Consider the following 12,328-nt stretch of genomic DNA (forward strand, 5'->3'; position numbering starts at 1 on the left):
CGAGTAACGAGAGTTCCCCATGACAGCTGACAGCACTCCGGCGCTCGTGCAGGTCGCGGACGCGGACACCGAAGGCCCGGCCCCGGCCGGCCCGTCGGCGGCCCGCGGCCCACGGGCGCGCAATCTCAGGGCCTACCTCCAGTACGTCGCGGCCAGGATCGCGGGCGCGATCGTCTCGCTCTTCGCCGTCCTCGTCACCAGCTTCTTCCTCTTCCGGCTGCTGCCCAGCGACCCGGTCAAGCAGATGACCGGCGGCCGTCCGGTCTCCGCCGAACAGCTCCAGTCGCTCCGGCACCAGTTCGGGCTCGACCAGCCGCTCTGGAAGCAGTTCACCGACTATGTCGGCGACGCGCTGACGGGCGACTTCGGCACCTCCTTCCAGTTCCACGCACCCGTCGTCGACAAGATCACCGAGGCGCTTCCGGCGACGCTGCTGCTCACCGGCACGGCGTACGTCCTCTACACGGCGCTCGGCATCTGGCTGGGCACCCGCAGCGCCTGGCGCAACGGTTCCCGCGGCGACCGCTTCAACACCGCGTTCGCGCTCACCCTCTACTCGGTTCCGTCGTTCTGGCTGGGACTGCTCCTGATCATCGTCTTCTCGGTCGGCATCGGGCCGATCCCCGGGATGTTCCCGACCGGCGGCATGGAGTCGGGCGGCGGGAGCGGGTTCGGCCACCTCCTCGACGTGGCCCACCACCTGGTCCTGCCGGTGATCACCCTGGTCGCGGTCGGCTACGCGCAGACGCTTCTGGTGATGCGCTCCTCGCTGCTGGACGAGATGGGCGGCGACTATCTGACGACGGCCCGCGCGAAGGGGCTGCGGGACGACGACGTGCGCCGCAGGCACGCCGTGCCCAACGCCATGCTGCCGACCTTCGCCCTGATGTTCGTGAACCTGGGGCACGTGGTCGCCGGACAGATCCTGGTCGAGACGGTGTTCTCCTGGCCGGGTCTCGGCGGTCTTTTCTACCAGGCACTCAGCGTGCCCGACCTCCCTCTCGTCCAGGCGCTGTTCTTCGTCTTCGCCACCGCGGTGATCCTGGCGAACACCCTGGCCGACGTGCTGTATCCGCTGCTCGATCCCCGGGTGGGCCGATGACGACCGACACCATGCCCACGCCCGCCGAGAGCCCCGCCGCGGGGAACCCGCGCGCGCTGGCCAGAGCGCGCATGCGACAGTCCGCCGCCCGGTTCTGGCGCGCGTACCGCACCCACCGGGGAGGCCTGTGGGGGCTGGGCGCGCTGGTCGTGATCGCGCTGATCGCGGTGTTCGCGCCGCAGATCGTCGGGGCCGGCTCGCAGAGCGTCACCGACGCGAGCGGCAGCGCCCTGGAGTCCCCGAGCGGCGAATTCCCGCTGGGTACCGATCAGTTCGGGCGCAGTGTGCTGGCGCTGCTGGTGTGGGGGGCGCGGGTCTCGCTGACGGTCGGTCTGCTGGCGGCGTTCCTGTGCGTCGCCATCGGCACGCTCGTCGGCATCGTCGCGGGGCACTTCAAGGGCTGGTACACCACGGTCCTGATGCGGGTCACCGACTGGTTCCTGGTGATGCCGACCCTGGTCCTGGCCATCGCGCTCGCCACCGTGATGGACCGCTCGATGTGGACGGTCATCATCGCGATCGGCGTCACCACCTGGCCGACCACGGCCCGGCTGGTGCGCGCCCAGACCCTGGCCGTGGAGTCCCGCCCGTACATCGAACGGGCCCGGGCGCTCGGCGGCGGCCACGGGCACATCATGCTCCGGCACGTGCTGCCGAACGTGATGCCGCTGGTGCTCGCGCAGACCACGCTGGTCATCTCCAACGCCATCCTCACCGAGGCCACCCTGGCCTTCCTCGGCCTGAGCGACCCGACGATCACCTCCTGGGGCGGCATGCTCCAGGACGCCCGCGAGGCGGGCGCGGTGAGCGCGGGCCACTGGTGGTACCTGGCCCCGCCCGGCATCGCCGTCGCCGTGGTGGCCCTCGCCTTCACCCTGTGCGGACGCGCCGTCGAGTCCGTGCTCAATCCCAAGCTGGGGGTGTCCCGTTGAGTACGCCGAGTGCCACGGTCGACCACGGGGCGCCGCTCCTGGACGTCCGCAACCTCACCGTCACCTATCCCGGCGGGGCGCGGGCCGTCCGCGGGGTGGACCTCACCGTCGCGGCCGGGCAGAAGCTCGGCATCGCCGGCGAGTCCGGCTGCGGGAAGTCGACGCTGGCGCTCGCGCTGCTGCGCCTGCTGCCCGCCGGGACCGAGGTCACCGGCGAGATCCTGCTGAACGGCGAGGACGTCCTCACCATGAAGTGGGGCCGGGTGCGGGCGGTGCGCTGGGCCGGGGCGTCGATCGTGTTCCAGGGCGCGATGCACTCGCTGAACGCGGTGCACCGCGTCGGGGACCAGATCGCGGAGCCGATCCTGCTGCACGGCGGGGCGACCCGGGCGGCCGCCGCGAAGCGGGCCGGTGAGCTCCTGGAGCAGGTGGGTCTGCCGGCCGCCCGCGCGGACGCGTACCCGCACGAGCTGTCGGGCGGCCAGCGGCAGCGCGTGATGATCGCGATGGCGCTCGCCTGCGACCCGGACCTGGTCGTCGCGGACGAGCCGACCACGGCTCTGGACGTGATGATCCAGGCCCAGATCCTGCGGCTGATCGAGCGGCTGGTGTCCGAGCAGGACCTCGGTCTGATCATGATCAGCCATGACCTGGCGGTGCTCTCGGACACCTGCGACCGGCTCGCGGTGATGTACGCGGGCCGGGTCGTGGAGGAGGGCCCGGCGTCCGAGGTCCACCGCGACGCGCACCATCCGTACGGCAGGGCCCTGTCCGGCGCCTTTCCGCGCATCGGCGACCCGGCCTCCCGGTTCGCGCCCCGAGGGCTGCCCGGCGATCCGCCGGACCCGTCGGCGCTGCCGGGCGGCTGCACCTTCCACCCGCGCTGTCCCGTCGCGCTGGACTCCTGCGCCACCGAGGACCAGCGGCTGCGGGAGTCGGGACCGGGGCGGCGGGCCGCCTGCGCGCTGGTGGACGCCGGGGCGCGGGCGACGGCGCGCACGGACGCCGAGGAGACGAGGAGCACAGCATGACCACCACCACGGCGACCACCACCACGGCGCTGCTCAGCGCCCAGGAGCTGAAGGTCACCTTCCCCGGCCGTCGCGGGGCCGCCACGGCGCGCGCCGTGGACGGCGTCGACCTGGACATCCGCCCCGGCGAGATCGTCGCGCTGGTCGGGGAGTCGGGCTGCGGCAAGACGACGCTGGCGCGTTCGCTGCTGGGCCTGGTGCCCCCGACGTCCGGCCGGGTGACCTTCGGCGGGCGGCCGCTCGACTACACGAGCCGGGCGCTGAAGGCGTACCGCAAGCGGGTGCAGCTGGTGCTCCAGGACCCGAGCGGCTCGCTCAACCCGAGGCACACGGTGTACGACGCCGTCGCCGAGGGCCTGCGCATCCACGGGTACGCGGGCGACGAACGGGCGGCCGTCGCCGGGGCGCTGTCCCGGGCGGGGCTGCGGCCTCCCGAGCGGTTCTTCCTGCGCTATCCGCACGAGCTGTCCGGCGGTCAGCGCCAGCGGGTCGTGATCGCGGGCGCGCTGGTCCTGGAGCCGGAGCTCATCGTGGCCGACGAGCCGGTGGCCTCGCTGGACGCCTCGGTGCGCGGCGAGATCCTGGCCCTGCTGCTGCGGCTGCGGGACGAGCTGGGCCTGTCCGCCCTGGTGGTCACGCACGACCTCGGGCTGGCGTGGAACATCGCGGACCGGGTCGCGGTGATGTACCTGGGGCGGATCGTGGAGACGGGCGACGTGGAGCAGATCCTCACCGCTCCCCGGCATCCCTACACCCGGGCGCTGCTGTCGGTGCTGCCCGAGTCCGGGACCGAACCGGTGGTGCTGACCGGCGAGCCGCCGGACCCGTCCCGGGTGCCGTCGGGCTGCCGCTTCCACGCCCGCTGCCAGGTGCTGGCCTCCGGCGAGGCGGAACGGGCGGGGGTCGCGGAGGCGTGCCGTACGGAGGACCTGCCGGTCCTCGCGGGCGGCGGGCACACGCAGGTGGCCTGCCACTGGGCGAACGCGACCGGCGGGGCCGCCGCGAGGCGGCAGGCAGGGACCTGACCCGACGACGGGGGCCGGGCGGGGGCCCGACGACGGTCCCGGAGGCTCAGGGCCGGAGGCCGGAGGCCGGAAGCCAGGGGCCGGAGGCTGGGAGCCCGGGGCCGGAGGCCCGGTGTCGGAGGCTGGGGGCCTGGGGACCGGGGGCCTGGGGGCCGGGAACGTTCCGACGGCCCGGTCCCTGTCCGTACGCGGCCGGGACCGTGGGCGCCCGGGCCGTACGCGGCCGAGGTGCGCCCGGAGCCTCCCGGGGCTTCCCGGGCGCGGCCGGGCGCCGAGGGGCTCAGCCGCGCTCGTGGGCGGCGATCAGCTCCCGGCACTGCTTCACGTCGTCGGCCATCGCCACGAGCAGCTCGTCGACCGAGTCGAACTTCCGCATCCCGCGCACATAGGCGAGGAAGTCCACCGAGACGTGCAGCCCGTACAGGTCGAGGCCGACACGGTCGATCGCGTACGCCTCCACCGTCCGCTCCGTGCCGTCGAACTGCGGGTTGGTGCCGACGGAGATCGCGGCGGGCATCGCCTCGCCGTCCACGTCGAGCCAGCCCGCGTAGACGCCGTCGGCGGGAATCGCGGTGTGCGGCAGGGTCTCCAGGTTGGCCGTGGGGAAGCCGAGGTCGCGGCCCCGCTGCGCGCCGCGGACCACGATGCCCTCGACCCGGTGCGGGCGGCCCAGGATCTCGGCGGCCCCCGCGACGTCGCCCCGGGCGATCAGGCGCCGGGTGAGCGTGGAGGAGAACGGCTCGCCGTCGCCCGCTGCCCCGCTCACGTACAGGTCGATGACCTCGACGCCGTAGTCGTAGGTCGCGCCGAACTCGGTGAGCAGCGCCACATCGCCGGCCGCCTTGTGGCCGAAGCGGAAGTTGGGGCCCTCGATGACCAGACGGGCGTGCAGCTTGTCGACGAGCACCTTCACGATGAAGTCGGCCGGGGCCAGCTTCGAGAACTCGGTGGTGAACGGCAGGACCAGCACCGCGTCCACCCCGAGCGCGGCCATCAGCTCGGCGCGCCGGTGGTGCGGGGCCAGCAGCGGAGGATGGCTGCCGGGGCGCACGACCTCGCTGGGGTGCGGGTCGAAGGTGACGACGACCGAGGGCACGCCCAGCTCGCGCGCCCGCTCCACGGCGCGCCCGATGATCAGCTGGTGCCCGCGGTGCACCCCGTCGTAGGAGCCGATGGTGACGACGCTGCGTCCCCAGTCCTCGGGGATGTCCTCCAAGCCACGCCAGCGCTGCACTGTGACCGCTCCTCGCCCGAACCCGTGTACGTGAGATTGCCTGTTACGCAGGTCTAAGACTGCCATGCTCACGCCCTGCGCCCCGCATCGGCATCTGCTTGGGGTCCTCGGACCCGGTCGGCGCCCGTCCTGTCCCGGGGCCGATGAGCGCCGCCCACTCCCGTGGAGCGTCCGCCCGCCACCCGGCGACCAGGGCCGCGAACCGGGGTGTCTCACGGGCCAGCGCGGCCAGCAGAACGTCCAGCCGGGCCGGGCCCCCGGGGGTCCGGGCCAGCAGCGTTGCGGCGCGGTGGACGAGGGCGCGGGTGCGGACCGGGGCGCGCTCGTCCGCGAAGGCGGCGGCGGCGCGCAGCAGGGCTTCGGGCACGGCCGGGTCGCGCCCGGCGTCCTGCTCGAAGCCGAGCAGGGTCTCCAGCAGCTCGCCCCTGAGCGGACCGGACGCGGGGCTGCCGGGTGCGGCGAGCACCCCGGCGAGGGAGCCGCGCACCGCCGGGGGCACGGGCCGCCGCCGCAGCAGCCCGGCCATCAGGGGCGGCAGCAGGGCGCGGGCGGCCGGTCCGTGTTCCAGCCGCCGGTCGACGTAGGCGGCCGCGTGCACGGTGTCGTCGGGGTGGCTGTCGAGGTACGTCCGCACGAGTCCGGCGGCGTGCAGGGCCAGCGCGGGGGCGTCGGCCCCGGCGAGCGCCCGCAGCGTCTCCCCCGCCTCCTCGCCGGGCCGGGCGAGGCGTTCCCGGAGCGCGGCCAGGACCTGTTCCGGGTGGGTGGGCAGGGCGGCGACGAGGACCTCCACGGGGAGGGGCGGCTCGTCCGCGAGGAAGGCCCGCAGCGCCTGCGGCAGGCGGCGGTCCCGGGTCAGCGGGTCCTGGACGAGGAGGGCGAGCGCGGGCCCGTGCGAGGCGGTGTCGTCGGGCCGCGCCAGCAGGGCCTCCGCGGCCCCGCGCAGCAGCGCCCGGTCCTCCTCCAGGGTGGCGTGCGCGGCCGTCGGCAGGGCGTACGCGGTCGCGGCGGCGCGGCGCCCGGGGCGGTCCTCGTCGCGGGCCCAGCGGTCGACGGCCCGGCACAACGCGGACGGCTCGTCCTCGGCCAGCCGGGCGAGCAGCTCCGCGGCCCGGGGGTGGGCGGTCGCCGCCAGGGCCTCAATCAGGTCGTCGACGGCGAGACCCCGATGGGTGTGGAGCAGCGCCCCGGCGGCGGCCGCGGTCGGGCACGGGGCGCCGGTCTCCCCGGCGGCCGACGGGCGCTCGTCGGCGAACCAGGCGCAGAGCAGCGGCTGCACGGTCCGGGGGCGGGCGACGAGGCGGCGTGCCACGGCGTCGAGGTAGCGCCCGCCGCTCTCCCCGCCCTCGCCGCCGTCGTCGCTGCCGCCGGACGAACCGGACCCGCGGTGTGCGTCGGCGGGGACCAGGCGGCGCAGCAGGTCGATCCGGTCCGCTTCGGGCAGCCGCAGCCGCAGCCAGAAGCACGGGCCGAACGCCGGGTACGGGCCGGGCCCGCCCGGGGCGGCGTGCCGGACGACGAGACCGGCGAGCGGCCGCAGCACCCCGAGGCAAGGCCGGGCGTCGGACACCCCGAGCAGGGTGCGGGAGAGCAGATGGGCGGCCCACCAACGGGCGTCGTGGCGGGCCGCGTCCACCGCCGCGGTCGCCGGGCCGCCCGCCGACCGGTCCAGGGCCTCGACGAGGCCGGTCAGCCGCCGCGCCAGTGCGGCGGGGCCGTGCCGACGTTCCAGGAGCAGCAGGGCCTGGACGACCGGGCCGGCCCGGTGGCGCGGCACGGGCAGCCCCCGGGGCCGGGGCGCCGGACCGGCCGCGACCGCGCCGGGCCGCGTATCCGGGCTCGTCTCCGTCCCCGTCCCCGTCCCCGGGCTCGTCCCCGTCCCCGTCCCCGGGCTCGTCCCCGGGCTCGTCTCCGTCCCCGTCCTCGTCCCCGGTCTCATCTCCGTCCCCGCGTGCGTTCCCGCCCGCGTCCCCGCGAGCGTCTCGGCGCGCGTCGCCTCCGGAACGCCGGTCGACGCCTCCTCCGCCGCACCGGGCGAACCGGGCAGCGGCCCGGCCGCCGAGGCGACCGGCGTCGCGGGGGACGCCCCGGACCGCCCGGACGCCTGCGGCGCCGCGTCCCGCCCACAGGCCGCGGGGCCGGCGTCGCGCCGGTTGCGCTCCCGCCCCGGCCGGGGAATCCGGGACCTCCCGGGCCCAGCCCTCCCCCGGACGGCCTCCGCCGCTCCCGCTTCCGTCCCCGTCTTCGTTCCCTTCCCCACCCTCGCTTCCGCTCCCGGCCCCGCTTCCGTCCCCGGCACGGCCGCGCGCTCCCGCGCGGTGCCCGGTTCGGCGCATGGCCGGTGGACCAGTGCGTGCAGGGCCGTGTCCAGGTCCAGGTGGACGCCCTGCACCCAGTCCCCCAGCTCCTCGTGGGCGAAGCGGTAGCCCGCGCCCGCCGGGACGATCAGGCCCTCGGTGAGGACCGCCGACGCCCAGCCGGTGCGCCACGGGAAGATCTCCTCGAACGCCGCCCGGTCCAGCCCGCCCTGTCCGGGGCCCAGGCAGCGCCGTGCCGCCTCGTGGACCCGGCCGGCCGCCCGGGCCGCCAGGCGGCGGAGCGCGGCGCCCCCGGGAACCGGGTCCGTCAGGGTCGCGACCCGGGCCGCGACCCGCAGGCACGTCAGGTCCAGATGGGCGCCGAAGACGTCGTCCGTGCCGGGCCGCCCCCCGGCGTCCGGCGGCAGCGCCGCGCGCACCTCCGCCATGAGGCGCAGGGTGAGCGGGTGCCGGTCGTGGCCGGGGGCCAGCGCGTCCGCCGGGACGGCGTAGCGTTCCCGGGCGCGGGCCGCCTGGTCCGCGGTGAGGTCGCCGAGCCGTACCGCGTACGGCGGCCGCCCGTGCGCTCCGGCGGGACGGTGCAGGGCGCCTGGCGGGAAGAGCGCGCTGGCCGTCTCCCAGTGCTCGGGCGTGCAGGCGATCACCAGCCGTACGTCGTGCGCCCGCAGCCATTCCGCCGTGTTCCCGGCCCACCGGGCCAGGTCGTGGGCCAGGGCGGGAGGCATCTCCTCGGGCCCGTCCAGCAGGACCAGCAGCGGGTTCCCGTTCCCCGAGGCCAGCCGTGCCACCCGGTCGGGGACGGCCGTCGCCATGTCGCCCCGCGCACCGGCGGCGGACACGATCCGCCCGGCCCGGCCCAGCACCCGGGCCATCGCGTCGGCGAGCGAGGCGTCGTCGGCCAGCAGATCGGCGCCGCGCAGCCAGACCGTGGGCGCCGGGACCGTCCCGCGCGCCCGGCGGGCGGCGAGGGCGGCCAGTTCGGTGGTGCGGCCGGAGCCCGGCGGCCCGGCCAGCCCCAGGACCACGGCGGGGCCGTCCGGGGTCGCGGAGGGCGGCCCGGCGGGGAACGTGAAGTGGGCGAACTCCGCCGTGATCCGCGGGCGTTCCACCGGATCGGGACAGGCGACGGGCCCGCCCGCCGCGTCCAGCGAGGTCGCCGTCAGCTGCAGCACCCCCGCGAGGTTCAGATCGCGGCCGTACCCGGGCACAGCCGTGGCGTTGCGCCGCAGCAGCTCGCCGAGCGGGCCGTCGGCGCCCGCCCCGCCGAGCGGCACCGCGAGGGCCGCGGCGGGGTGCCCCGCCCGCAGAGCGGTGCCCAGCACGGCGATGACCGCCCCGCTGTCCGGGTCGACGACCGGCCCGCCCGCCGCCGCGCCGCCGAGCCGCAGCGCGTCCGCGCCGCCCGTGCCCAGCGCCAGCTCCAGCGCGCCCTCGATCCGGTGGAGGCGTCCGTGCGCCGCGTACGTCACCGGGCAGACGCCGAGGATCCGCGCCTCGCGTCGGCCGTGGGCGGCGATCGTCACACAGGCGCCGGGGGCGATCCGGCCCCGGGCCGCGATCGGGACGGGCTCCGCGCCCAGCGCGGGGAGCCCCCCGGTGCGCAGCAGGGCGAGGCCGCGTTCGGGCAGCGCGGTGACGTCCCCGGCGCCGACGCCGCGGGTCCGGCCGTCCGCGCCGTGCAGGACCAGCCGGGAGTGACCGTCGACCACCTCGTGGCCGGTCACCACCGTGCCCCGGTCGTCGGCGACGAAGCCGGTCCCCCGCGGCCGGCCGGCCGGATCACAGATCCGTACCAGCGCTGTCCGGTCCCCGCTTCCCATGCCCCGACGTTAGGTCGGCGGCGATCGGGGCGCGGGCCACTCGGGACGAAAGCGCCCCCGGGACACCCCCGGTTCACCCCGCGCGCCCGCTCGTCGGGGTGAATCCGGTGCGCCCGGTGGACGGAACGGGTTGGTCGTCCGCGAACAGCGATGCATCCGGGTGTGAGTAGTTGGCGTACAGGAAATCCCGGTGAGAACGATCTTGCTGGGGTTTGCCTACCTCGTACGAGCTTCGAGCTGCCGGGGGACGGCGCCGGCGCGCAGTTCGCGCAGGTCGGGGATGTGGTTGTAGAGGGTGCCCGGGGAGACGCCGAGGAGCTTCGCGATCGAGGTGATGGAGCGGTCAGGGTCGGGCAGCAGGTCGCGGGCGGCCTTGATGACTTCCTCCGTGGCGACGGTGGGGCGTCCGCCGACCCGGCCGCGGGCGCGGGCGGCGGCCAGGCCCTCGCGGGTGCCTTGCACGATGAGTTCGCGGATGAACTCGGCGAGGGCGGCGAAGACGTGGAAGACGAGCCGTCCGCCGGGGGTGGTGGTGTCGAGGTTCTCGTGCAGCGAGGTGAAGCCGATGCCCCGGTCGCGGAGTTCGGCGACCATGTTGATGAGGTCCTGGAGGCTGCGGCCGTAGCGGTCGAGCGAGGGGACCACGAGGGTGTCGCCGGCGTCGAGGAAGGCGTGGCACGCTTTCAGCTCCGGGCGGAACGCGGTCTTGCCGGACTTCTTGTCCGCGAAGATCTTCCGGCATCCGGCGGTGGTGAGGGCGTCGATCTGACGGTCGAGCTTCTGCCCGCCGCTCGACACCCGCGCGTACCCGATCTTGATCTCTGTGCGGACGAGCGGCTCGGCGACGAGGAGTTCGGGATAGCCGGACGGCTCCGGGAGGTCACTCATGGCCCCGGATCATGTCAGAAAAGGGTGGTCTGAGGTTGTTGAACGGCCCAGGTTTTTGAAGGGGTTTTTAAAGGCTCTGTGGGCTCCTGGCGGTCCCGCAGAGTGATCTTCAGAAAACGAAGGTTTTTTGAAGGAGCGAGGGGCGGTCAGGCGGCGGCCGGACGCGTGTGATCTCGCGCGGCGAAGGTTGAGTGGCTGTTGGGTGTGGGGCCTGCCCGGCGGATCATGTGACTACTAAGCTGCGACGATGAAGTCCGCGGATCGGAACCAGGCCAACGACTACGACAGCTTCGCCGAGATGTTCTCCGCGGAGTCCGACAACAGCCTCGTGAACGCTTACTACGAGCGGCCGGCGATGCTGGCCCTCGCAGGGGACGTGACCGGCCGTCGGATACTGGACGCCGGCTGCGGCTCGGGCCCGCTGTCCGCCGCGCTGCGCGAGCGCGGCGCCGTCGTCACCGGCATCGACTCCAGTGCCGGGATGCTAGCGCTGGCGAGGCGGCGACTCGGCGACGACGTGGCCCTGCACGTGGTCGACCTGCGCGACCCGCTGCCGTTCGATGACGGGGTGTTCGACGACGCGGTCGCGTCACTGGTCCTGCACTACCTGGAGGACTGGGGGCCGACGCTGGCCGAGTTCCGGCGGGTGCTGCGGCCCGGCGGCCGGCTGATCGCGTCGGTGGGCCACCCCTTCGTGGCCTACGCGCACCGGGATCCCCGGCCCGACTGCCACGCGACCACCAGCTACACCTTCGACTGGACACTCAACGGACAGTCCGTCCCGATGGAGTTCTGGCGCAGGCCGTTGCACGCGATGACCGATGCCTTCACCACCGCCGGCTTCCGTCTTTGCGTCCTCAGCGAGCCGCAGCCCGACCCGGCCGCCCGTGAGCTGTTCCCAGACAGCTTCCAGGGCCTTTCGACCAGTCCCAACTTCCTGTTCTTCGTCGTCGAGGTGCCGCCGTCGGCCACCACTTCGGGCGGCTGACCGGTCGCGGATCACCAGCGGATCCTGTACCGGCGCGCCGGTACTGTGGCGTCGCATGAGCGACGTCGAGATCGAGATCACCGCGGACCTGGTCCGTGACCTGCTGCGGGAGCAGCATCCTGACCTCGCGGGGCTGGCCATCCGCGAGGTGGTGGGCGGGTGGGGCAACCAAATGTGGCGCCTTGGGGACGGGTTGGCCGTGCGCATGCCGCGTACAGAAGGTGCCCCGGACCTCCTGCGCAAGGAGTGCCGGTGGCTGCCCGTCCTGGCCCCGCGCCTGCCGCTCCCGGTCCCCAACCCCGTACGGATCGGCGAACCGTCCGCGCGCTTCCCGAAGCCCTGGACCATCATGACGTGGGTTCCCGGCGAGCCACTGGACTGCACCTCCATCAGCCGCGGCGACCACGCGGCCGACACATTGGCGGCCTTCCTCACCGCGCTCCACGTGGAGGCGCCCGAAGACGCGCCAATCAGTGAGGACCGCGGCGACCACCCAAAGAAGTGCACGGACGGCTTCGACCACTTCTTCCATGCCGTCGTCCCCGACGACCTCGCCGACGAGGTCCGGGCCGTCTGGGACGACGCCGTCGCGGCGCCCGAGTGGGAGGGCCCGCCGCTGTGGGTGCACGGCGACCTGCATCCTGCGAACGTCGTCGTCTCGGACGGGACGCTCTCAGGCGTGATCGACTTCGATGCCATGTTCGCCGGTGATCCGGCGTGGGACCTCGCCGCCGCATGGGTCATCCTTCCCGCAGGCGCCACCTCACGCTTCTTCGACGCATACGCGCAGGCAGACGAGGGGACGATCCGGCGGGCCCGCGGGCTGGCCGCCCTGAAGAGCCTGTTTCTCATGCTGATGGGCCAGAACGGAGACCAGGGCCTTCCTGGCGGCAAGCCGACATGGGGACCCGCAGGCCGGGCAGCACTCGATCGTGTTCTGAGAGGCGGTTTGATGTAGACAGGCAGCGACGATCCTCATAGATACTCGCTGCC

At 74.6% G+C, this 12,328-nt stretch carries 9 protein-coding genes; 6 read left to right on the plus strand and 3 right to left on the minus strand.

The features are described from left to right. Positions 1 to 19 precede the first annotated feature (19 nt). From WA762_RS23725 to WA762_RS23740, 4 genes are read left to right on the plus strand one after another with little or no spacing between them, the layout of a single operon-like run. On the plus strand, positions 20 to 1,102 hold the full coding sequence (locus WA762_RS23725) for an ABC transporter permease (protein WP_335938176.1): 1,083 nt from the start codon (positions 20 to 22) through the stop codon (positions 1,100 to 1,102). Then, positions 1,099 to 2,034 carry an ABC transporter permease gene (locus WA762_RS23730; protein ID WP_335938178.1) on the plus strand — a complete coding sequence of 312 codons (936 nt, stop codon included), beginning with the start codon at positions 1,099 to 1,101 and terminating at the stop codon, positions 2,032 to 2,034. Before WA762_RS23725 ends, WA762_RS23730 begins: the two co-directional genes overlap by 4 nt. Further along, positions 2,031 to 3,065: an ABC transporter ATP-binding protein gene (locus WA762_RS23735; RefSeq protein ID WP_335938179.1), complete on the plus strand. Its 1,035-nt coding sequence runs from the start codon at positions 2,031 to 2,033 to the stop codon at positions 3,063 to 3,065. Before WA762_RS23730 ends, WA762_RS23735 begins: the two co-directional genes overlap by 4 nt. Further along, entirely contained in the window at positions 3,062 to 4,090 is a 1,029-nt protein-coding gene (locus WA762_RS23740; RefSeq protein WP_335938180.1) for an ABC transporter ATP-binding protein, read from the plus strand. Before WA762_RS23735 ends, WA762_RS23740 begins: the two co-directional genes overlap by 4 nt. A 280-nt stretch (positions 4,091 to 4,370) precedes the next feature. Here WA762_RS23740 and WA762_RS23745 read toward each other — a convergent pair whose 3' ends face one another. The 3 genes from WA762_RS23745 to WA762_RS23755 all read right to left on the minus strand — a co-directional run bounded on the left by WA762_RS23745 (position 4,371) and on the right by WA762_RS23755 (position 10,347). Then, the gene (locus tag WA762_RS23745) at positions 4,371 to 5,324 is read right to left on the minus strand and encodes a bifunctional riboflavin kinase/FAD synthetase (protein ID WP_335938181.1); all 954 of its coding nucleotides are present in this window, start codon (positions 5,322 to 5,324) and stop codon (positions 4,371 to 4,373) included. 43 nt (positions 5,325 to 5,367) lie between these two features. Beyond that, positions 5,368 to 9,459 (minus strand): serine protease, encoded by a 4,092-nt coding sequence (locus WA762_RS23750; protein ID WP_335938182.1) that lies wholly within the window; start codon positions 9,457 to 9,459, stop codon positions 5,368 to 5,370. A 216-nt stretch (positions 9,460 to 9,675) separates the two neighbouring features. Continuing rightward, positions 9,676 to 10,347, minus strand: coding sequence for a recombinase family protein (locus WA762_RS23755; protein ID WP_335938183.1), 672 nt, complete (start codon positions 10,345 to 10,347; stop codon positions 9,676 to 9,678). Between the two features lie 247 nt (positions 10,348 to 10,594). Between WA762_RS23755 and WA762_RS23760 the strand changes: the two genes are divergently transcribed. Beyond that, positions 10,595 to 11,335, plus strand: a complete 741-nt coding sequence (locus WA762_RS23760) for a class I SAM-dependent methyltransferase (protein WP_335938184.1) — start codon at positions 10,595 to 10,597, stop codon at positions 11,333 to 11,335. A 55-nt stretch (positions 11,336 to 11,390) separates the two neighbouring features. Then, positions 11,391 to 12,293, plus strand: a complete 903-nt coding sequence (locus WA762_RS23765; RefSeq protein WP_335938185.1) for an aminoglycoside phosphotransferase family protein — start codon at positions 11,391 to 11,393, stop codon at positions 12,291 to 12,293. The last annotated feature ends 35 nt before the right edge of the window (positions 12,294 to 12,328 follow it).

The sequence above is a fragment of the Streptomyces tyrfis genome (assembly GCF_037034285.1).
GTDB lineage: Bacteria > Actinomycetota > Actinomycetes > Streptomycetales > Streptomycetaceae > Streptomyces.